Here is a 20,869-nt window from a genome sequence, read left to right on the forward strand (position 1 = left end):
GTTGATGGGCGAGACGTGCGTACGGCCGGAGTGCTCCGGCAGCGGCAGGATCGACGCCGACGGATACTGCGACGAGTGCGGACTGGCACCGGCGGGCGGAGCCGGCACCGGCACCACCGCGGCACCCCCGAAGGCGGCGGCGGCCACCGGCCCCGGCTCGCCCTGCCCGCGTGACTGCTCCGGCAGCATCGACGCGGACGGCTACTGCGACGAGTGCGGTCTGACCCCGCCGGGCGCCGACACCGGCCTCACCCAGCCCTACGTCCCGTCCGCGCGGGTCGCCCCGGACTCCGCCCGCAGCGGCTCGATCCGCTCGATGTCGGCCCGCACCGGCTCCTCCCGCTCGATGTCCGGCCGCTCCCGCTCGCACCGCTCGACCCGCACCGGCTCCAGCCGCTCGGTCTCGGTGCGCTCCACCCGCGGCAGCGTCAGCGCGGGCGCCCGCAACCGGCTGGGCGCCGGCCTGGTCACCGTGCCGACCGTGGCGACCGCCGACCCGTCGCTGGCGGTGCTGGCCAACCCCGAGGTGCCCGAGCGCAAGCGCTACTGCGCCAAGTGCGAGGCCCCGGTGGGCCGGGAGAAGAACGGCCGCCCCGGGCGCCCGGACGGCTTCTGCACCAAGTGCGGCACGCCGTACTCCTTCACCCCCAAGCTGCGCCGCGGCGACCTGGTCGGCGGCCAGTACGAGGTGGTCGGCTGCCTGGCGCACGGCGGGCTCGGCTGGATCTACCTGGCGGTGGACCGCCGGGTCAACGACAAGTGGGTCGTCCTCAAGGGCCTGCTGAACACCGGGGACGAGGACGCGCTGGCCGCGGCCGTCGCCGAGCGCCGCTTCCTGGCCGAGGTGGACCACCCGAACATCGTCCGGATCATCAACTTCGCCGAGCACCCGGACCTCCAGTCCGGCTCCACCGACGGCTACATCGTCATGGAGTACGTCGGCGGCAAGTCGCTCAAGGACATCGCCAACGACCGCCGCACCCCGGACGGCGGCCGGCGTGAGCCGCTGCCGGTGGAGGTGGCGATCGCGTACGCGCTGGAGGCGCTGCCGGCGCTCGGGTACCTGCACGGCCGGGGCCTGATCTACTGCGACTTCAAGATCGACAACGTGATCCAGAGCGGCGACGCGCTCAAGATCATCGACATGGGCGCGGTCTGCCGGCTCGACCACGACGGCCCGATCTACGGCACGGTCGGCTACCAGGCCCCGGAGATCGCCACCCACGGCCCCTCCCCCGCCTCCGACCTGTACACCGTGGCCCGCACCCTCGCGGTGCTCACCTTCGACTTCCAGGGCTACAGCACCACCTACCGCGACTCGCTGCCCGGCCCCGAGGACGTCGAGGTCTTCGCCACGTACGAGTCGTACTACCGCTTCCTGGTCCGCGCCACCGACCCGGACCCGGCCCGCCGCTTCTCCTCCGCCGAGGAGATGGCCGACCAGCTCACCGGTGTGCTGCGGGAGGTCCTGGCCCTCCAGGACGACCGGCCCCGACCCGCGCTCTCCACCCTGTTCGGCCCCGAACTGCGCGTCGTGGACACCGATTTGGTGCTGCCCACCGACCAGCAGGGACAGCTGCGGGTGGCCGCGCTGGACCCGGCGGCCGCCGCCCTCGCGCTGCCCGTCCCCCGGGTCGACCCGGGCGACCCCAACGCCGGCTTCCTCGCCACCCTGCTCGCCACCGACCCCGAGGAGGCGCTCGCCGCACTGGCCGGCGCCCCCGCCGACTCGGTCGAGAGCCGACTGCGCGAGCTGCGCGCCCTGCTCGAACTCGGCCGCCACAGCACGGCCGTGAACGAGCTGGCCAAGCTGGAGAACGACCACCCGGACGACTGGCGGGTGGTCTGGTACCGCGGCCTGGTCGCCCTGGTCGGGGCCGCCGAGGCCGCCTCGGCGAACGGTGCTGGCGCGCCCCGAGCCGAAGGGCGCGCCAGCGCCGAAAGGGAGAAGCGAGGGAGCGACGAAGGAGCGAGGGAGCGACGACCGTCGGCGTCGGGTCAGGAGCGCCCGGAGGCGAGTGGGCGAGTCACAGCCGATCTGCGGGCCGCCGCCGAGGCCTTCGACGCGGTCTACGACGCCTTCCCCGGCGAGGCCGCGCCCAAGCTGGCCCTGGCCATCTGCGCCGAACTGCTCGGCGACGGCGGCGACGCGGCCGAGTTCTACCGGCTGGTGTGGACCACCGACCACTCCTACCTGAGCGCCGCCTTCGGCCTCGCCCGGGTCCGGCTCGCCGAGGACGACCGGCCCGGCGCGGTGCACGTGCTGGAGTCCGTCCCGGCCACCTCCAGCCAGTACACCGCCGCCCGGATCGCCGCCGTCCGCGCCCGGCTGCGCGAACGCCCCGCCACCGACCCGCTGGCCGCCGACCTCGGCGCGAGCTCCGACCAGCTCACCGCGCTGCGCCTGGACGACCGGCGCCGCGAGGAGCTCTCGGTCGAGGTGCTCGGCGCCGCCCTCGGCTGGGTCACCGCCGGGTCGGCGGGCGCCCAGCAGGCCGGCACCACCATGGTGCTGGGACGACCCGCCGCGGAGCGGGAACTGCGCTTCGCCCTGGAACAGTCCTACCGGGTACTCGCCCGGTTGGCCGACCGGGCCGAGACCAGGATCGAGATGGTGGAACGGGCCAACCGGGCCCGCCCCAGGACGTGGGTGTAGCCGATGCCGCAGCAGACCGAGTGCCCGAGCTGTTCCGAGCCGATGGACCCGGAGGACGCGTTCTGCGGCCGCTGCGGGGCCGGCCGGGACGGCCGGGCGGCCCCGGGCGCGATGCCCGCCAGCTGGGCCGCCGCCCGCGGTGAGGCCGTCCCGTCGCAGCGCGGGCCGGTCTGCGTGAACTGCGGGCGGGCGCAGGTCACCGAGGACGGCTACTGCGAGGGCTGCGGGAGCGCCCAGCCGCGCCCGCGCGACCACATGGAGAAGGCGCTCGCGGGCGTCGCCGGGGTCAGCGACCGCGGCGTGCGCCACCACCGCAACGAGGACTCCTTCACCGTCGCCGCCTCCTCGCTGCCCGACGGCGAGCCCGTCGTGGTCGCCGTGGTCTGCGACGGCGTCTCCTCCTCCGACCGCCCGGACGAGGCCTCGGAGACCGCCGTCGACGCCGCCTCCGAGTCCCTGCTGACCTCCCTGGAGGCCGGCCGGGACCCGGTCGAGGCGATGCGCGCCGCGATCGCCGACGCCGCCAAGGCCGTCGCCGACCTGGCGACCGACGGCGCCGGCCCGGCCCGCCCCGACCTCAACGCGCCCGCCTGCACCTACGTCAGCGCGATAGCGGCCGGCGGCCGGGTCACCATCGGCTGGGTCGGCGACACCCGGGCGTACTGGATCCCGGACGACCGCGCCGCGGCCGAGCCCTTCCGGCTCACCCAGGACGACTCCTGGGCGGCCCGGATGGTCGAGGCCGGGCTGATGGGCGAGGCCGAGGCCTACGCCGACCCGCGCGCCCACGCGATCACCGGCTGGCTCGGCGCCGACGCCGAGGAGGTCGTGCCGCACACCCTCGACTTCACCCCGCACGTCCCCGGGGTGCTGCTGATCTGCACCGACGGGCTGTGGAACTACGCCGAGGCGGCCACCGACCTGGCGTACTACGTCCGGCCGGACGCCCGTGCTGAACCGCTCCTGGCGGCGCAGACCCTGGTGAAGTTCGCGGTCGCGGCCGGCGGCCACGACAACATCACCGTCGCGGTGCTGCCGATCGACCCGCCGAGGGTGTCCGTGGAGGAGGTCGAGGAGACGCCCACCGCACTGGACCTACCGGTGCTGAATCTCCCGGTGACGGCCCGGGTTGGTGCCGAGGCGCCCGGGGGCGACGAGGACTTCGAGGACTACGATCCGACCCTGCCGGACCTCCCGGTGATCGGCTCCCCCGCCGCCCCGCTGCCCCCGGCCCCGGCCGGCCCGCCGGTCCCGCCCGCGCCCCCGACGGCGCCACCGGTGGTTCTGCCGGCCCCGCCCGCCGCCCCGCCCGTCCCGCCGCAGCCGCCGCACCCGCCGACGGCCTGACCGGCCGTCCGCGACCGGCCCGACGGCCCCCGTCCGCCGGACCGCCCACCGACCTGATCACATCCACCCCTCACCCGACGGGAGCCGACCGCCCCATGGCAACACTGGCGAAGCCGAACCTGCCCAGGTTCGACGTGGAGATCTTCCAGAACGAGTACCTGGCCGACGGCGCCCGCGAGGTCAACGCCATCGTCACCGTCACCGCCACCGGCGGCGGCACCTCCGGCGGCCGCCCGCTCGGCCTCACCGACGCCGCCCAGGGCACCGACGCCAACGCGGCCGTGGTGATCCTGGTCGACTGCTCGGGCTCGATGGACTACCCCAAGACCAAGATCAACGGCGCTCGCGAGGCCACCGCCGCCGCCATCGACGCCCTGCGCGACGGCACCGCCTTCGCCGTGGTTGCGGGCACCCACGAGGCCCGCGACATCTACCCTGGCGACGGCACCCTGGCCACCGCCTCGCCGACCACCCGCGACCAGGCCAAGGAGGCGCTGCGCCGCCTCACCGCGGCCGGCGGCACCGCGATGGGCACCTGGCTGGCCAAGGCCGACAAGCTCTTCCTCACCCGCCGCGACATCGCCATCCGGCACGCCATCCTGCTCACCGACGGCAACAACGAGCACGAGTCGGCCGAGGACCTGGCCCGCAACATCGAACGGGTCACCGGCCACTTCACCGCCGACTGCCGCGGCGTCGGCACCGACTGGCGGATCGACGAGCTGCGCAAGATCTCCTCGGCGCTGCTCGGCACCGTCGACATCGTCGCCGAGCCGTCCGGCCTGGCCGAGGACTTCCGCTCGATGATGGCCGGCGCGATGGGCAAGCAGGTCGCCGACGTCGCGCTGCGGATCTGGACCCCGGCCAACGCCACCGTGAAGTTCGTCAAGCAGGTCGCCCCCTCGGTCGAGGACCTGACCGAGCGCCGCGCCGAGGCCGGCCCCCGGGCCGGCGACTACCCGACCGGCTCCTGGGGCGACGAGAGCCGCGACTACCACGTCTGCGTCGAGGTCCCGGCCGCCTCGGTCGGCAACGAGATGCTCGCCGCCCGGGTCAGCCTGGTGCTGCCCCCGCAGGTCGGCGGCGGCACCCCCGAGGTGCTCAGCCAGGGCCTGGTCAAGGCCGTCTGGACCGACGACCTGGCCTCCTCCACCCGGATCAGCCCGCAGGTCGCCCACTACACCGGGCAGGCCGAGCTCGCCTCCTCGATCCAGGAGGGCCTGGAGGCCCACCGCTCCGGGGACGTCGACACCGCAACCGCCAAGCTGGGCGCCGCCGTCCGGATCGCCCACGCGACCGGGAACGAGGGCACCTACAAGCTGCTGCAGAAGGTGGTGGACGTGGTGGACCCGAAGGAGGGTACGGTTCGATTCCGTAAGAACGTGAGCGAGGCCGACTCGATGACCCTTGAGACCCGGTCGACCAAGACGGTACGTGTGAAAAAGTGACCGCTGAAGACGTGATCGGGCCGGCCGCCCGGCGCGACACCGCACCGTGCCGGCCCGAAACGAGGGGGACCTGATGCCGATCTGCCCGAGGGGCCACGAGTCGCAGGCCGAGGACTGGTGCGACTTCTGCGGCTTCCCGATGACTCCGCCGGTCCCGACGCCCGGCGCCGACCCCGCGCCCGGCGCACCCGCCGGGCACCCGCAGCACGGCGGTGCGTCGTTCGGCGCCCCGCTGCCTCCGCCGATGCCGCCGGGGGCGGTCCCGCCGCCCCCGCCCGGCGCCTTCCCGCCGCCGGGGGCCGTGCCGCCGCCGGGGGCCGTGCCTCCCGGCGCCTTCCCGCCGCCCGCGCAGCAACAGGGCCTCACCGAGGGCCTGACCGTCTGCCCGATCTGCCGCAGCCCGCAGACCGGCCGGTTCTGCGAGGAGTGCGGTTACGACTACGAGCTGTCCACGCCCTCGCGCCGCCAGACCCCGGCCGGACCCGCGCCGGTGCCCGGCCCGGCCCAGCCCGCGCCGCCGCTGAACATCCCGGCGGCCTACGGCGGCCCCGCGCAGGCCCCGTCCGCCCCGCAGCCGCCCCAGCCCGAGTACCCGCACACCTACGGCTACCCGCCGCCGGAGGGCGCCTTCCCCGAGGCCTCGGTGCGCGAGGACTCCGGCCCGGTGTACGCCCACCCGGCCGGCCCCGGCCCGAACAACCGCGGCGGGGACTTCGGCACCTCCTTCCACCTCGCCCCGCCGATGCCGCAGCCCCAGCCGGAGGCGGCCCCGGTGGAGGCGGTCCGGGCCAACTGGATCGCGGTGGTCTCGGCCGACCGCGACTACTTCACCGAGATGATGGCCCGCAGCGGCCCCGAGGCGGCCGGCCTGTTCTTCCCGCCGTACTGCCCCGAGCGCCGCATCCCGCTGACCGGCCGCGGCCAGCTGCGGATCGGCCGGCGCAGCCAGCACCGGGGCACCGTCCCGGAGATCGACCTGTCGGTGCCGCCGGAGGACCCGGGCGCCTCGCACCAGCACGCGCTGCTCGCCGAGCAGGCGGACGGCAGCTGGGTGCTGGTCGACCAGGACTCCACCAACGGCACCACCGTCAACGGCGGCGCGGAACCGGTCACCCCGCACACCGCCGTACCGCTGAACGACGGCGACCGGATCCACATCGGCGCCTGGACGACGATCACGGTGCACCGCGCCTGAAGACCTGCTGAGGGTGCGTCAGCGACAACTCAGGTCGGGCCGGGCGGAATTCAACATTTCGCCCGGCCCGCATTTCTTCCGGTTTCCTCAGGGAATCCACAAATCCCCGTCCCCGGTGTGCACAAGACGCTCCGTAAGCCCTATTCTCAGGGCACATGACTGCAGCTATATCCGCCGACGGCATCCGTCAGCGGTACGGGGATGTGCAGGCCGTCGACGGGGTGTCCTTCACCGTCGAGGCCGGCGAGTTCTACGGGATCCTGGGCCCCAACGGGGCCGGGAAGACCACCACCATGGAGATCCTGGAAGGGGTCCGCAAGCCCGACGAGGGCCGGGTCGAGCTGCTGGGGATGGCTCCCTGGCCGCGCAATCCGAAACTGCTGCCGCGCATCGGCGTGCAGTTCCAGGCCTCCGCTTTCTTCCGGAAACTGACCGCCCGGGAGACCATCCGCACCTTCGCGTCGTTCTACGGGGTCGGTCCCAAGCGGGCCGATGCGATGCTGGAGCGGGTCGGCCTCTCCGACAAGGCCGAGACGCTCACCGACCAGATGTCCGGCGGCCAGGCCCAGCGCCTGTCGATCGCCTGCGCGCTGGCCCACGACCCGGAGCTCGTCTTCCTGGACGAGCCCACCACCGGCCTCGACCCGCAGTCCCGGCGCAACCTCTGGGACCTGCTGCGGGACATCAACAACGAGGGCCGCACCGTCGTCCTGACCACCCACTACCTGGACGAGGCCGAGGTGCTCTGCGACCGGGTCTCGATCATGGACCACGGCAAGATCCTGCACACCGGCGCCCCGGCGGCGCTGATCCGCGAGATCGACGACACCGTCCGGATCAGCGTGGCCTCCGGCCAGCTGCCGGTCGAGCGGGCCCGCGAGCTGCTGACCGCGGCCGGCGCCGACGTCGCCACCCTGGAGGACGACACCGTCTCGCTCTCCGTCTCGACCCGGCTCCCGGCCCCGGTGCTCAGCGTGCTGGCCGAGCAGAACGCGCTGCGCGGCCTCGAAGTGCGCGGCGCCACCCTGGAGGACGTCTTCCTCCAGCTGACCGGACGGGAGTTCCGCGCATGACCGCCTCCACCTCCACCGAGCCGAAGGTCCCCGCCCAGCGCGGCGGTTCGGCCGACGCCGCCGGCGGGCGGGAGCGGGTCAGCGCCTTCTGGAGCCTGTCCCGCGCGATGCTGCTCGGCATGAAGCGCGACCGCACCGCGACCTTCTTCATCCTGCTGTTCCCGCTGGTGTTCCTGGTCTTCTTCGGCTCGGTGAGCAAGGGGTCCGCCAGCCCGCACGCCAAGGTGGCGCAGGTCGGCGCGGTGAAGCTGTTCGACTCGATCCAGGGCGACGAGCGGGCCGGGCTGGACAAGGTCCTCACGATCACCAGGACCGACGACGAGGCCGCCACCCTGGAGAAGGTCCGCAAGGGCGACTTCGACGCGCTGATCAGGCAGGGCCCGGACGGCAAGGTCGAGCTGCGCTACACCGCCGCCGACCAGGTCCGCGCCGGCGCGCTCCAGGGCATCCTCAACTCGGTGGTCCAGGACGCCAACCAGAGGGCCACCCACCAGCCGGCGGCCTACGTGCTGGACGCCCAGCAGGTCGAGGACAAGTCACTCAAGCCGATCCAGTTCCTCACCCCCGGTCTGCTCGGCTGGGCCATCGCCACCGGCGCGGTCTTCGGCGCCGCACTGACCCTGGTCAACTGGCGCAAGTCCAAGGTGCTGCGCCGACTGCGGCTGGCCCCGATCAGCGCCGGCACGGTGGTCAGCTCCAGGATCCTGGTCTCGCTGCTGACCGCGCTCCTGCAGACCACCGTCTTCCTGGTGGTCGCCACGAGCTTCTTCGGGTTCAAGCTCACCGGCAACTGGTGGCTTGTCATCCCGCTGGTGGCCTGCGCGACGCTCGCCTTCATGTCGATCGGCCTGCTGGCCGGTTCGGTCGCCAAGACCGAGGAGGCGGCCAACGGCATCTCGCAGATCATCGTGCTGCCGATGTCCTTCCTGTCCGGCTCGTTCTTCCCGATGGACGGCGCTCCGGGCTGGCTGCAGACCGTCTCCAAGGTCATGCCGCTGCACTACCTGGTCAACACCGCCCAGTCGGTGCTGACCCGCGGCGGCGGCGTCATGGACGCCCTGCCCACCATGGGCGGCCTGCTGCTGTTCGCGGCCGTACTGACCGGCATCGCCTGGAAGCTGTTCAAGTGGGAAGACGCCTGACCGGGGCCTTTCCGGCGTGAACAGGCACGGGGAACGGATCGGTGTCGCCCACCGAACCGTTCCCCGTGCCACTTGCCAGACACTTTCACGTGTTCCGGCTGCGGCGCGGCGAGAGCCAGACTGCCGCTGCATGTCCGGACCTTCCACTGCGACGCCTGCGGCCCGGTCATCGACCGGGACGAGAACGCGGCCCGCAACGTCGCCGCTCTCGCGGCGGCACGCATCACTGGTACGGAAGTGGCCGGTGACACCGGTACGGACCGTCCGGGCGGGAGAGCCCGGACTGCCGAGAGGCGCTAGGTACTCTCGGCATCGGTCGTACGCCTTTGGTCCTGGTGTACCGTTCAGCCGGCGTCTGCGACCATGGTCGGGTGACAGAGATCCGGCGAGGCACGTTCAGCGAGGAGACCTTCTTCGACCAGGTCGGCGGTGAGCCGACCTTCCGGCGTCTGGTCCGCCGCTTCTACGAGGGCATCGCCGAGGACGAACTGCTGCGGCCGATGTACCCGGAGGAGGACCTCGGCCCTGCCGAGGAGCGGATGGCGCTCTTCCTGATGCAGTACTGGGGCGGCCCGCGCACCTACAGCGAGCACCGCGGCCACCCGCGGCTGCGGATGCGCCACACGCCGTTCAAGGTCGACAAGGCCGCGCACGACGCCTGGCTGACGCACATGCGGGCAGCCGTGCACAGCCTGGAACTGCCCGCCGAGCACGAGCGGCAGCTGCTCGACTACCTGACGTACGCGGCCGCGTCGATGATCAACACCCCGGGCTGAGCCGCCTCACCGGGCTACCCGGACAGAGCTGCCGGAACAGGGCTACCGGAACAGGGCTACCGGATCGGGCTGAGCCCCAGCCCCGCGCCCGGCGCGGCCGCCGTCCGCACCACCACCGAGCCCGCCGGGGCACTCAGCCGCAGCCAGCCGCCCGCCCGGTGCACGGTGAGCGGGACGCCGGGCTTCAGGAAGCCGATCACGTACGCGGCGTGGACCGCGCGCAGCGGCAGCTCCGGCAGCGCGGTGACCGGGCGGGACCAGATCTCGTCGGCCAGCCGGTCCAGCACCTCGCGGGTGCGGTGGTGCGCCGGGACGGCCTCGCTGCGCTCGCGGAACTCCTGCACCCGGGCCATCAGCTCGGGGTACACCTCGGCCACCGGCGGGGTGCCGGCCGACCGCCAGCCGACCCTCGGCGGTAGCAGCCCGGCCCAGGCCGGACCGGTCACCGGCGCGGGCAGCACGACGGCGCCCGCCTCGGCGTCCACGCCGTCCAGCAGCTGACCGGCCGAGACCGTCAGGTCGACCGGCTCGTCCAGACCGCTCAGCCGGGCGGTGCGGATCGCCAGCGCGCCCGAGCCGCCCAGCGGCAGCCGGCCGAACACCGCCAGCACACCGTCGTCCCCGTCCGGGGCCATCGCCTGCAGCCGCACGGCCGCCGCCTTGTCGAAGCGCAGCAGGCGCAGCAGGAAGGCGGAGAGGTCGGCGGCCTCCCCGGCATCGGTCAGGGCGAGGCGGACGGTGATGGTCAACGCGGCTCAGCTCGAATCGTGGTGGGCTCGATCGTCGTGGGGTCGATCGTCGTGGGGTGGGACTTTCAGACTGCCGCGACGACCGGGGCATCGTCCATGAAACGGGAGAGGAACTCCCGCTCCACCGGGGAGATCCGGCGCGGCCGGCCCTCGGCCAGGTCGTAGGGCACGACCACGGTGGAGGCCCGGACGTACACCGTCTCGGAGCCGTCCTCGTGGACGTCCTTGATGTCGTAGGAGACGGTCAGCGAGGCGCCGCCGATGTGCGTCACCCGGGTCTCGATGGTGACCGGCTCCGGCCGGTGCACCAGCGGGCGCTTGTAGTCGATCTCGTGGCGGGCCACCACCGAGCCGCCCGCGAACTCCCCGGCGCCGGCCTCGGCGGCCTGGGTGAACATGAAGTCGATCCGGGCCTCCTCCAGATAGCGCACGAAGACCGCGTTGTTGACGTGCCCGAAGGCGTCCATGTCGGACCAGCGCAGCGGGCAGGCGTAGATGTGGCGAGCCACGGGTGTCTCCTCGGTGTCCGGCTGGCCCGCCGCCGGGGATCGGTGACGGGCCGCGGCCCGGCAGGCCGCCCCGGAGGGCAGTCTGCCGGGCCCTTGTGACAGCTGGATGTCAGCCTCGGGTCAGCTTCTTGTACGTGGCCCGGTGCGGACGGGCGGCGTCAGCGCCGAGCCGCTCGATCTTGTTCTTCTCGTACGACTCGAAGTTGCCCTCGAACCAGAACCACTTGCTCTCGCCCTCGTAGGCGAGGATGTGGGTGGCCACTCGGTCCAGGAACCAGCGGTCGTGGGAGATGACCACGGCGCAGCCGGGGAACTCCAGCAGGGCGTTCTCCAGCGAGGACAGCGTCTCGACGTCCAGGTCGTTGGTGGGCTCGTCGAGGAGCAGCAGGTTGCCGCCCTGCTTGAGGGTCAGCGCCAGGTTCAGACGGTTGCGCTCACCACCGGAGAGCACGCCGGCCGGCTTCTGCTGGTCCGGGCCCTTGAAGCCGAAGGCCGACACGTAGGCGCGGGACGGCATCTCGACCTGGCCGACGTTGATCCAGTCCAGACCGTCGGAGACGACCTCCCAGAGGGTCTTCTTCGGGTCGATGTTGGCGCGCGACTGGTCGACGTAGCTGATCTTGACGGTCTCACCGACCTTGACCTTCCCGGAGTCCGGGGTCTCCAGGTCCTGGAGCATCTTGAACAGCGTGGTCTTGCCAGCGCCGTTCGGGCCGATGACGCCGACGATGCCGTTGCGCGGCAGGGTGAAGCTCAGGTCGTCGATCAGGATCTTCTCGCCGAAGGCCTTGGAGAGGTTCTCGACCTCGATGACGACGCTGCCCAGACGCGGGCCCGGCGGGATCTGGATCTCCTCGAAGTCCAGCTTCCGCATCTTGTCGGCCTCGGCCGCCATCTCCTCGTAGCGGGCCAGACGGGCCTTGGACTTCGCCTGGCGGCCCTTGGCGTTGGAGCGGACCCACTCCAGCTCTTCCTTGAGGCGCTTGGCGCGCTTCGCGTCCTTCTGGCCCTCGACCTTGAGACGGGACTGCTTGGTCTCCAGGTAGGTGGAGTAGTTGCCCTCGTACGGGTAGGCGCGGCCGCGGTCCAGCTCCAGGATCCACTCGGCGACGTTGTCCAGGAAGTACCGGTCGTGGGTGACCGCGACGACGGTGCCCTTGTACTTCTCCAGGTGCTGCTCCAGCCAGTTCACCGACTCGGCGTCCAGGTGGTTGGTGGGCTCGTCGAGCAACAGCAGGTCGGGGGCCTCCAGCAGCAGCTTGCAGAGCGCGACGCGGCGCTTCTCACCGCCGGAGAGCTTGGTGACCGGCCAGTCGCCGGGCGGGCAGCCCAGGGCGTCCATGGCCTGCTCCAGCTGGGCGTCCAGGTCCCAGGCCTCGGCGTGGTCCAGCTCCTCCTGGAGCTTGCCCATCTCGTCGAGCAGCGCGTCCGAGTAGTCGGTCGCCATCAGCTCGGCGATCTCGTTGAAGCGGTCGAGCTTGCCCTTGATCTCCTTGACGCCGTCCTGGACGTTCTCCAGAACGCTCTTGGACTCGTCGAGCGGCGGCTCCTGGAGCAGCATGCCGACGGTGAAGCCGGGCGAGAGGAAGGCGTCGCCGTTGGAGGGCTGCTCCAGGCCGGCCATCATCTTCAGCACGGTGGACTTACCGGCACCGTTGGGGCCCACGACGCCGATCTTCGCTCCGGGGAGGAAGCTGAGCGTCACGTCGTCAAGGATGACCTTGTCTCCGTGCGCCTTGCGCACCTTGCGCATCGTGTAGATGTATTCCGCCACGTGAGATCGCTCCGGCGTCGTCGGGAGTAGTTCGGCTTGCAGCCTTCCATTGTGCCGCACCCGGCCGGAACCCCCGAACCGCCCAGGTGACCCCACCGGGGTATCCGTGGCCGCAGGCGGACCACCCGCCTCTCCCGCGGCGGCTCAACCCCCGCTCCCCGCCCCGGGAACGGCGAAGGCCCGGCTCCCCGCATCAACTGCGGGGAGCCGGGCCGGTTCCGCTGCTCAGGGCCTCAGGAGGTCGACTCCCCCGGCCCACTCAGGCGGTTCAGGCGGTGGTGCGACCGTGACGGCCGCGACGGCGCAGGACGAAGACCGCGGCGCCACCGGCCACGACCAGGCCACCGGCGACGGCGGCGAGGATCGGGGTCGAGTCATTGGCACCGGTCTGGGCCAGGCCACCGGTGCCCGGGGCGGCGCTGGTGGTCGCCGGGGTCGGCTGGCCGGCGGCCGGGGTGGCCGACGGGGTGGCGGTGGTGGTGCCGGTGGCGGCCGGGGTGGTCGGGGCGCCGGTCGGGGTCACGCCGGTCTTGCAGTCCAGGACGCCGGTGAACTCCTTGGCGTAGCCGTTCGGGCCGGCGACCTTGATGTCGTAGTTGGTCTTCTCGGCGACCTTGACGAGTACGCTCTCGGTCTTGCCCGGCTGGACGGCCACCTGCTGCTTGTCGACCGTGACGGTGGCGGCCTCGTCACCGCTGTTGGTGACGGAGACGCGCACGCCGTTGTTGGCGCACTCGACCTTGGCGGAGCTGTCGACCAGCGCGCCCTTGCCCTGCTTCCAGGTGGCCTGGGCAGCGGCGGCGACGCTGACCTTGGTGGAGCCGGCCAGGATCATGGTCTGGCTGTGGCGACCCCGGTTGTCCACGTCGGTCATGAAGACCCGGCCGCTGAGCACGTTGGCCTCGGCGGTGGCGTTGACGGCGGCCTTGCCGTCCGCGGTGCCGGCCGGCACGTCCAGGAACAGCTGGGTGTCCTTGGCGATCGGACCGGCCAGGGTGCCGTTGACCGGCTTGCCGTCCTTGTCCACCAGCTTGGCCTTGTCGGCGGCGTCGCCGGAGACGGCCAGCTTCACCTCGTTGGCGCTGGAGTTCAGGACGAACGGGCCGAGCTTGCTGCCCGACTTGCCGGAGACGGAGTCCGGGGTGAGCGTCAGCGAGGGCTTCGGCTCGGCCGCGACGCCCTTGTTGACGTCGCTGGTCAGGTAGTCACGCAGCTTCTTGGCGTTCTCGTTCTGCGGGACGGCGTTCTTGTTGTCCGAGAACTTCCAGATCGCGGCCTGGGTTCCGGCGGCGGCGTCCGCGTCGCTCAGGTCATCGACGTGGATGGCCGCGGCCAGGGACTTCAGGTTCGCCTGCGGATACGAGTTCTCCAGGATCCAGCGGATCTTGGGGGCGTTGGCGTTGCTGTTGAGGGAGCTCGACGCCCAGTCCGACTCGTGGTACTTCGCGCCGCTGTCCAGGTAGACCGGGTTGTCGAAGTCGATGCAGTAGGTCTGCAGCTTCTCACCCGCGGCCGTCTTGAGGGTGAACAGACCGCCCTCGACGGTCCCCTTGCCCTGGACGTCGATCGCCTCACCGAGCATCGTGTTCTGGACCACAGCGGTCACACCCGACGCCGGGGTGTCCGCCGCGACCGCCGCACCGGCCGCGAACAGACCTCCGCCCAGCGCAAGGCTGGTCGTGAGCATGACAGTGGTGGTTATGCGGGACAGACTCCGCCCGTTCCTCTGGAACATCTGTGATCCCTCCGGAGCGGGCCGCACCGAGTGGGCAGCCCGCCGACTTGCCGTGCCGCGCGTGCCCCCTGTGGCACTGCTGCGGGTATGAACCAGACGAATCCTATTGAGCCCCAGAGGCCCCGAAACCTCCATGCGAAATCAGGACGATTCCGTATCTGGATCGTTATCAATCCCCCCAGGTTCCACACAAGCTGACGATCGGGCAGAATCAGTCCGCCACTTTCTGTTATCCGGTCGGGATTGCGCGTGCGGGCGCAACGGCCTTCTCGATCAACATATTTGTCGACAGGGAAGGTCACCAACCGGTCAGCTCAGCGAAGCCCGGCCTTCACCTCCCCGCTCCCCCTCGGACACCTCGGCCTGATGCCCGGTCACCGACCGCACACCCGGCGGCAGCTCGGGCAAACGCGGCGCCGCGGCCACCGCCGCGACCTTGCGCGCCTCCAGCGCACTGGCGATCCACTCGGGCACCGGGTCGGCCGCGGCCTCCGCCACGACCGTCCCCGCACCGCCCGGCGGCTGCCCGCGCACCCCGGTCGCCCAACGGAAGGCCGAGGTACCGCGGGTGAGATCGTGTCCGACCGACCGGGCGTCGACCTCGGCCCGACTGCGTTTCACCTCGCCCTCCGTCCACTCCCGCACCCGCAGCCGGCCGGTCACCAGCACCGGGTCCCCCTTGGCCAGCGAGCCGATCAGGTTGACCGCGAGCGCCCGCCAGGCCGTCACCCTCAGCCACTGCGTCTCGCCGTCCACCCAGCACGCCCGCTCACGGTCGTACCGGCGCTCCGTACAGCCGAGCTGGAAGTTCGCCATCGGCACCCCGTTGGCGGTTTCCCCGTAGCTCACCTCGGTGGCGACATTGCCGAGCACCGTCACATGCGTCTCGCTCACAGCACACTCTCCGTTCTCGCCGATGCACCGCAGGGAATCGAGCGGCGCGAGTCGAGAGTGCGCCCCGGAGGAAATCGCGGCCACCGAGTTCTGAAATCCTGTGGATAACCCGGTACTACGGAATGCCACTGTCACTCGCAGGGGTGAATTTCAGCCTGCATGCACCGCCGGGCCGCCATCTCTTCGCGGCCATGACAACAAACCGGCAGATCGCCGCGCCCGCCCGAGCGGGGCGGAAGGCGCGTCACCCACCGTCCGCGCACGTCATCCGACCGGCGCAAGCCGAAATCTGCCCCCCACCCGCGTCGGCGGCGGCGCATTCTCCGTGTCGAATCCATAACGGGAGAGGAGGCAGCCCCGTAACGACTGCACAACGTCCGGCGCAGAACAGTGCGATACCGCTGCACTCACGGCGTTCACCTGCGATTATCGGACCGCTCCACCGAACCGACACGCCAACGACGGTGCCGTCGCACCCGGCCGAGGAACTGGACACCCTTATCCTGTCCCCGACAGGGCGAGGGCCCACCAACCCCCACCCCCACCCTCAGGTACGGGGCCGGACAACGCGCGCCCCAGCGCTCGTCGCCCGATCCCGGCCACGGTCACGCCCGCCAGGGCGCCGTCCGTCCCGCCCCCATAGCTCAGCGGATAGAGCACCCGCCTTCTAAGCGGTAGGTCGCAGGTTCGAATCCTGCTGGGGGCGCCACCCTGCAATTTCCGCAGGCCATCGCGCCGACGAACACTTTCCGTGGCCGTTTCGGGCCTCCGGGTAATCCAGCACTCACCGCGCATAAGTCGTGACAATGCGTGTCACGCCCGCAGTGAAAGCACCTGGAATTCCGGGCGAATCCCCCAGCCCGCGCGAAACCGACCCGCCTGGGCGCAGCCGCCAGGGACCCTGGGGCCCGCCAGACCCTGGGGCCCGATCAGCCCGCCAGTCCCGCCAGATAGGCGTCCAGCAGGGCGATCTGCCGCTCGGCCGGGAACTCCGCCGGAGCGAACAGCGACTGCACCACCAGCCCCAGCACGAAGGCCTGCGCCCCCGCCGCGAGCCCGGCGGGGTCGGCCCCGGCCGGGAGCTCCCCGAGCCGCTGAGCGTCCGCCACGTACGCCGTGAGCGCCACCCGCGAGCGGGCGTAGCGACCCGCGTGCGCGGCCGCCAGCTCCGGGTCGGCCAGGGCGACGTCCCAGGAGCCGACCCAGATCCGGTTGCCCGCCACGGCCGCCTCGTCCAGCGGCAGCACGTCGAGCAGCGCGGCCCGCAGCCTGGCCAGCCCGACCGGCGGCGGGGTGCCGTCGACGGGGGCGGTGCGCCGGGGCCGGGCGAGTGAGCGCCGGTCGAGCTCCTCCAGCGCGTGGTTCAGCAGCGCCCGCTTGTTCGGGAAGTAGTGCGTCAGCAGCCCGGTGGAGGCACCCAGTTCGGCCGCCACCGCACGCAGCGTCAGCCCCTCGAAGCCCTTGGCGGAGAGCACCCGCCACACCCCCTCGGAGACTTCCGAGCGGCGGGCGTCATGGTCTCCACGGGCTGGCGTCATGGGGGCTATCATACATACCAAACGTTTGTTATGAATGGATCCCGACAGCTCCCGCACCGTCCGCGAAAGGCCCGCCCGTGTTTTCCGTACCGCTCGCCGAGAACGCCGAACTGCGCCCTCTGGAGCCCTGGCAGGCCCCCGAGTTCCTGGCCCACATCGACCGCGCCCGGGCCCACACCGACCCGTGGATCCCGTGGGCCACCTTCTCCACCGACCTTGACTCGGCCCGCGCCACCCTGCAGCGCTACGCCGACGGCCAGGCCGCCGACGAGCGCCGGATCTACGGCATCTGGCGGGACGGCACGCTGGTCGGCGGCGTGATGTTCGTGCACTTCAGCACCAAGACGGGCAACTGCGAGATCGGCGCCTGGACCGAGCCGGCCGGCGAGGGCGGCGGGCTGATCACCGCCGCCGTGCGGCAGCTGCTCGACTACGCCTTCGTCACCCGCGGCCTGCACCGCGCCGAGTGGTGGTGCTCGGCCGTCAACGCCCGCAGCCGGGCGGTAGCCGAGCGGGTCGGCATGCGGCGGGACGGCGTGCTGCGCGAGTGGTTCCTGCACAACGGGGTCCGTCACGACAAGGAGATCTGGGCTGTCCTGGCCCCGGAGTGGGCCGCCGCCAAGGCCTGACCCCGGACCGGACCCGACCGGAGCGGACCGGACCGAAGCGGGCCGGGACCCGACCAGGCCGAAGCCCGACCCGAGCAGCGGGGCCCGGTGGACTCCCCCGTAGTCCACCGGGCCCCGCCCCCCTGACGCCCGCACGGGCCGCCCGCTCAGGCCGCCAGCACCGGCTCCCCGGCGGAGGCGGCCGCCTCCGCCGACCGCAGCCGCAGCGCCAGCAGCAGCACCAGCGCCATCACCCCGCCCGCCGACAGGAAGACCACGTCCACCGCGTCCGTGAAACTGCGCACCGCGTGGTCCCGGGCCGCGCCCGTCAGCACCCGCACCGCCCCGAGCGGCCGTCCCGGCTCGCCGGACCGGAAGACCCGGGCCAGCAGGGTGCCGAAGAACGCCGCGCCGAGCGCGCCGCCGAGGGTCTGGAAGAACCGGATGCCGGTGGTCGCCACGCCGAGCTGGTGGCGTGGGGCGGTGTCCTGCACCAGGGTGATCAGCTGCCCGATCAACTGGCCGAACCCGGCGCCGAGCAGGGCGAGTTCGGCGCCCACCGCCCACAGCGGGGTGCCCGGCCCGCTGAACCCGAGCAGCACCAGGGCGAGCGTCCCGCAGACCGCGCCGGCCGCCAGGAAGGTGCGCGGCGCGTGGCCGCGGGCGATCAGCCGGGTGACCAGCAGGCCGACGCCGGTCATCCCGGCCGCCATCGGCATCAGGTAGAGGCTGGCCGTGGTCGGGGCGATCCCCCGGGCGAGCTGCAGGTAGATCATCACGTAGACGATCGAGCCGGTCATGCCCATCCCGACCAGGCCCTGGACGGCGAAGCCGATCCGCACGATCGGGATCCGGAACAGCGAGAGCGGCAGCACCGGCTCGGCGGCGGTGGCCTGGCGCCACAGGAAGAGGCCGAGGGCGGCCAGGGTGGCGGCGGACAGCCCGAGGATCTCCGGGGAGGTCCAGCCGTAGTCCTTGCCGCCCCACTCGGTGACCAGCAGCAGCCCGGTGGCGAAGGCGGCGGCCAGGGTGGCGCCGAGGAAGTCCAGGCCGCGCCGGCGGGCGGTCTGCGGCAGCTTGATCACCAGGACGACACCGGCCACCACCACCAGGCCGAGCGGCAGGTTGATGTAGAAGATCCAGCGCCAGCTGAGGTGGTCGGTGAACAGCGCCCCGACCAGCGGGCCGACGGCCATGCCGAGGCCCGCGACGATGCCGCCCGTCGCGCCGCCCTTGCCGCTGCCGCGCTCCTCCGGGTCCTGGAGGTGGGCCATGACCACCATCGTGACGCTCATCAGTCCGCCGCCGCCGATGCCCTGGACGGCCCGGAAGGCGATCAACTGGCTCATCGACTGCGCGGCCCCGCACGCCGCCGAGCCCAGCAGGAAGGTGCCGAGCGCGCCGAGCAGCACCCGCTTGGCGCCGTAGACGTCGCAGAGCTTGCCGTAGAGCGGGAGCAGCGCGGTGGCGGCCAGGGCGAAGGCGCTGACCAGCCAGGGCAGCCGGTCGACGCCGTGGACGGGGTCGAGGTCGCGGACGATCGGCACGGTGGCCGCCGACACGATGTTCGAGTCGAGCACGGCCAGCACGATCGTGACCAGGCAGAGCAGCATGCCCAGCTTGCGGTGGGCGACCGTCATCATGCCGGCCCCGGCCTGGGCGGATGTGTTCGGAGCGGCGGATGCCATCGGGAAGTCCCCCCGGAGTCGGTGGAGTTCGGCCCGAACCGGCGTGGTCCGGCGGGCTCGGCACCACCATGACACCACTATTGGACCGGGTCAATTCTTCATCCTGACCAATCTTTCGCCCTGGCTTATCTTTAATTCAGGTACATTATTAAGCCCGGTCAAGCTTTGATCCTGGTACAGTCCCCTCATGGCGATCCACTCCGGCTTGGACCTCGGCCCCGACCGCGACCTCGACGCGCTCCCGCTGCGCGAGCGCAAGAAGATCCAGACCGGCATCCGGATCTTCCGCACCGCCGTCGCGCTGTTCGCCGAGCGGGGCTTCGACCAGGTCTCGGTCGCCGAGATCGCGGCCGCCGCCGAGGTGTCCAAGATGACCGTCTTCAACTACTTCCCCACCAAGGAAGACCTGGTCATGGGCCCGATGGAGCAGCACCTCGACGAGCCGGCCCGGGTGGTGCGCGACCGCGCCCCGGGCGTCTCGGCGGTCGTGGCGCTGCGCGAGCACTTCCTGGCGGCGCTGGAGAACCGGGACCCGGCCACCGGACTGAACGACGACCAGGTGGTGCTGGACGTGGTCCGGCTGATCCACGAGACCCCGGCGCTGGCCGTGCGCGCCGCCGCCGCCTTCGACCAGCGCGCCCAGTCCCTGCTGGCCGAGGTGCTGGTCGCCGAGGACCCGGCCCACGACGAGCTGACCGCCCGGGTCGCCGCCGCCCAGCTGCTGGCCGCCCGGCTGACCCTGATCGGCGGCAACCACCAGCGGATGCTGGCCGGCGAGCGCGCCGCCGAAGCCCTGCCCGCCGCGCTCGACGAGGCCCGCCGCGCCTTCGCCCTGGTCGAACTGGGCCTCGGCGACTACTGCGCCGGCGCCGCCTGAGAGAGTGGGCGCACCACGACCGACCGGAGGCGCACATGGACCAGCCGCTGCTCACGCGGGACCGCTCCACCCTGCCCGCCCAGGCCGACGGCCTGAACGCCTACGTCGGTGAGGACGGCGTCGCGGTGCTGGAGTTCGCCCGCCCGCACCGCCGCAACGCGGTGACCCTGGCGATCTGGCAGGCGCTGCCCGAGGTCCTGGCGCAGATCGCCGAGCAGGAGGGGGTGCGCGCTCTGCTGCTGGCCGGCGCCGGGAACACGTTCAGCGCCGGCGCGGACATCACCGAACTCGCCGAGGTGTACGGCGATCCGCAGCGCGCGGACGCCTACCACGCGATCAACGTGGCCGCCGAGGAGTCGCTCGCGGCCTTCCCGCACCCGACCATCGCCGTGGTGCACGGCGCCTGCGTGGGCGGCGGCTGCCAGCTGGCCGTCGCCTGCGACCTGCGCTTCGTCGCCGACAACGCCCGGCTGGGGATCACCCCGGCCAAGCTCGGCGTGGTGTACCCGGCGGTGCCGACGCTGCGGCTGGCCCGGCTGGTCGGCCCGGCCCGGGCCAAGTACCTGCTGTTCTCCGGCGAGTTGGTGTCCGGCCGGGACGCGCTGCCGCTGGGCCTCGCGGAGAAGGTCCTGCCGGTCGCCGAACTGGACGCCGCCGCACTGGAGTTCGCCCGAGTGCTGACCACCCGTTCGACCCAGACCATCGGCGCGGTCAAGTCCGCGCTGGCCGTCCCGGCGGAGCGGGCCGCCGAGGCGCTGGAGCCCTGGGAGCGGCGCTCGCGGGAGGCCTCGGACGTGCACGAGGGCCTCGCCGCCTTCCTGGAGGGCCGCCCGCCCCGGTTCTGAGCCGGTCGGGACGGG

General features: G+C 72.3%; 18 protein-coding genes and 1 tRNA gene. 12 read left to right on the forward strand and 7 right to left on the reverse strand.

The genetic code is table 11. The annotated features are described in order from the left end of the window. The first annotated feature begins 4 nt into the window (after positions 1-4). From ACWC9T_RS05550 to ACWC9T_RS05585, 8 genes are all read left to right on the forward strand, one after another. Positions 5-2,656 carry a tetratricopeptide repeat protein gene (locus ACWC9T_RS05550; protein ID WP_449819745.1) on the forward strand — a complete coding sequence of 884 codons (2,652 nt, stop codon included), beginning with the start codon at positions 5-7 and terminating at the stop codon, positions 2,654-2,656. 3 nt (positions 2,657-2,659) lie between these two features. Continuing rightward, positions 2,660-4,003 carry a protein phosphatase 2C domain-containing protein gene (locus tag ACWC9T_RS05555; protein ID WP_449819746.1) on the forward strand — a complete coding sequence of 448 codons (1,344 nt, stop codon included), beginning with the start codon at positions 2,660-2,662 and terminating at the stop codon, positions 4,001-4,003. A gap of 95 nt (positions 4,004-4,098) precedes the next feature. Next, the gene (locus tag ACWC9T_RS05560; RefSeq protein WP_449819747.1) at positions 4,099-5,451 is read left to right on the forward strand and encodes a vWA domain-containing protein; all 1,353 of its coding nucleotides are present in this window, start codon (positions 4,099-4,101) and stop codon (positions 5,449-5,451) included. 73 nt (positions 5,452-5,524) lie between these two features. Beyond that, the gene (locus tag ACWC9T_RS05565; protein WP_449819748.1) at positions 5,525-6,646 is read left to right on the forward strand and encodes an FHA domain-containing protein; all 1,122 of its coding nucleotides are present in this window, start codon (positions 5,525-5,527) and stop codon (positions 6,644-6,646) included. Between the two features lie 155 nt (positions 6,647-6,801). After that, on the forward strand, positions 6,802-7,719 hold the full coding sequence (locus ACWC9T_RS05570; RefSeq protein WP_449819749.1) for an ABC transporter ATP-binding protein: 918 nt from the start codon (positions 6,802-6,804) through the stop codon (positions 7,717-7,719). After that, a complete protein-coding gene (locus tag ACWC9T_RS05575; protein WP_449819750.1) occupies positions 7,716-8,861 on the forward strand; it encodes an ABC transporter permease in 1,146 nt (381 codons plus the stop codon). Before ACWC9T_RS05570 ends, ACWC9T_RS05575 begins: the two co-directional genes overlap by 4 nt. A 72-nt stretch (positions 8,862-8,933) precedes the next feature. Next, positions 8,934-9,161 (forward strand): zinc ribbon domain-containing protein, encoded by a 228-nt coding sequence (locus ACWC9T_RS05580; protein ID WP_449819751.1) that lies wholly within the window; start codon positions 8,934-8,936, stop codon positions 9,159-9,161. Between the two features lie 71 nt (positions 9,162-9,232). Beyond that, complete coding sequence (locus tag ACWC9T_RS05585) at positions 9,233-9,637, forward strand: globin (RefSeq protein WP_449819752.1); 405 nt, start codon at positions 9,233-9,235, stop codon at positions 9,635-9,637. 56 nt (positions 9,638-9,693) lie between these two features. Here the strand turns inward: ACWC9T_RS05585 and ACWC9T_RS05590 are convergent, their stop codons facing one another. The 5 genes from ACWC9T_RS05590 to ACWC9T_RS05610 form a co-directional block, all read right to left on the reverse strand. Then, entirely contained in the window at positions 9,694-10,380 is a 687-nt protein-coding gene (locus ACWC9T_RS05590) for a hypothetical protein (RefSeq protein ID WP_449819783.1), read from the reverse strand. Between the two features lie 71 nt (positions 10,381-10,451). Beyond that, positions 10,452-10,895 carry an acyl-CoA thioesterase gene (locus ACWC9T_RS05595; RefSeq protein WP_449819753.1) on the reverse strand — a complete coding sequence of 148 codons (444 nt, stop codon included), beginning with the start codon at positions 10,893-10,895 and terminating at the stop codon, positions 10,452-10,454. Positions 10,896-11,004: 109 nt separating this feature from the next. Continuing rightward, entirely contained in the window at positions 11,005-12,669 is a 1,665-nt protein-coding gene (gene ettA, locus ACWC9T_RS05600; protein WP_449819754.1) for an energy-dependent translational throttle protein EttA, read from the reverse strand. 268 nt (positions 12,670-12,937) lie between these two features. After that, on the reverse strand, positions 12,938-14,356 hold the full coding sequence (locus tag ACWC9T_RS05605; RefSeq protein ID WP_449819755.1) for a Cys-Gln thioester bond-forming surface protein: 1,419 nt from the start codon (positions 14,354-14,356) through the stop codon (positions 12,938-12,940). Positions 14,357-14,713: 357 nt separating this feature from the next. Then, a complete protein-coding gene (locus tag ACWC9T_RS05610) occupies positions 14,714-15,298 on the reverse strand; it encodes a single-stranded DNA-binding protein (RefSeq protein ID WP_449819756.1) in 585 nt (194 codons plus the stop codon). Between the two features lie 633 nt (positions 15,299-15,931). Here ACWC9T_RS05610 and ACWC9T_RS05615 point away from each other — a divergent pair. Beyond that, positions 15,932-16,007: transfer RNA gene (locus ACWC9T_RS05615), tRNA-Arg, on the forward strand. A 220-nt stretch (positions 16,008-16,227) separates the two neighbouring features. On the opposite strand, the gene ACWC9T_RS05620 is transcribed toward ACWC9T_RS05615, so the two are convergent. Next, the gene (locus ACWC9T_RS05620) at positions 16,228-16,836 is read right to left on the reverse strand and encodes a TetR/AcrR family transcriptional regulator (protein WP_449819757.1); all 609 of its coding nucleotides are present in this window, start codon (positions 16,834-16,836) and stop codon (positions 16,228-16,230) included. A 77-nt stretch (positions 16,837-16,913) separates the two neighbouring features. Between ACWC9T_RS05620 and ACWC9T_RS05625 the strand changes: the two genes are divergently transcribed. Continuing rightward, a complete protein-coding gene (locus ACWC9T_RS05625; protein ID WP_449819758.1) occupies positions 16,914-17,465 on the forward strand; it encodes a GNAT family N-acetyltransferase in 552 nt (183 codons plus the stop codon). 146 nt (positions 17,466-17,611) lie between these two features. On the opposite strand, the gene ACWC9T_RS05630 is transcribed toward ACWC9T_RS05625, so the two are convergent. Next, on the reverse strand, positions 17,612-19,132 hold the full coding sequence (locus tag ACWC9T_RS05630; RefSeq protein ID WP_449819759.1) for an MFS transporter: 1,521 nt from the start codon (positions 19,130-19,132) through the stop codon (positions 17,612-17,614). Between the two features lie 187 nt (positions 19,133-19,319). Here ACWC9T_RS05630 and ACWC9T_RS05635 point away from each other — a divergent pair, with 187 nt between their 5' ends. Beyond that, positions 19,320-20,009, forward strand: a complete 690-nt coding sequence (locus ACWC9T_RS05635; RefSeq protein WP_449819760.1) for a TetR family transcriptional regulator — start codon at positions 19,320-19,322, stop codon at positions 20,007-20,009. Positions 20,010-20,044: 35 nt separating this feature from the next. Further along, on the forward strand, positions 20,045-20,854 hold the full coding sequence (locus ACWC9T_RS05640) for an enoyl-CoA hydratase/isomerase family protein (RefSeq protein ID WP_449819761.1): 810 nt from the start codon (positions 20,045-20,047) through the stop codon (positions 20,852-20,854). Positions 20,855-20,869: the final 15 nt, after the last annotated feature.

It is taken from the genome of Kitasatospora sp. NPDC001159, from assembly GCF_053598235.1.

Coding starts and splice junctions, on each gene's coding strand:
- ACWC9T_RS05575 (WP_449819750.1), top strand. CDS start 7,716: ATGACCGCCTCCACCTCCACCGAGCCGAAGGTCCCCGCCCAGCGCGGC.
- ACWC9T_RS05635 (WP_449819760.1), top strand. CDS start 19,320: ATGGCGATCCACTCCGGCTTGGACCTCGGCCCCGACCGCGACCTCGAC.
- ACWC9T_RS05555 (WP_449819746.1), top strand. CDS start 2,660: ATGCCGCAGCAGACCGAGTGCCCGAGCTGTTCCGAGCCGATGGACCCG.
- ACWC9T_RS05640 (WP_449819761.1), top strand. CDS start 20,045: ATGGACCAGCCGCTGCTCACGCGGGACCGCTCCACCCTGCCCGCCCAG.
- ACWC9T_RS05605 (WP_449819755.1), bottom strand. CDS start 14,356: ATGCTCACGACCAGCCTTGCGCTGGGCGGAGGTCTGTTCGCGGCCGGT.
- ACWC9T_RS05620 (WP_449819757.1), bottom strand. CDS start 16,836: ATGACGCCAGCCCGTGGAGACCATGACGCCCGCCGCTCGGAAGTCTCC.
- ACWC9T_RS05560 (WP_449819747.1), top strand. CDS start 4,099: ATGGCAACACTGGCGAAGCCGAACCTGCCCAGGTTCGACGTGGAGATC.
- ACWC9T_RS05630 (WP_449819759.1), bottom strand. CDS start 19,132: ATGGCATCCGCCGCTCCGAACACATCCGCCCAGGCCGGGGCCGGCATG.
- ACWC9T_RS05550 (WP_449819745.1), top strand. CDS start 5: ATGGGCGAGACGTGCGTACGGCCGGAGTGCTCCGGCAGCGGCAGGATC.
- ACWC9T_RS05570 (WP_449819749.1), top strand. CDS start 6,802: ATGACTGCAGCTATATCCGCCGACGGCATCCGTCAGCGGTACGGGGAT.
- ACWC9T_RS05565 (WP_449819748.1), top strand. CDS start 5,525: ATGCCGATCTGCCCGAGGGGCCACGAGTCGCAGGCCGAGGACTGGTGC.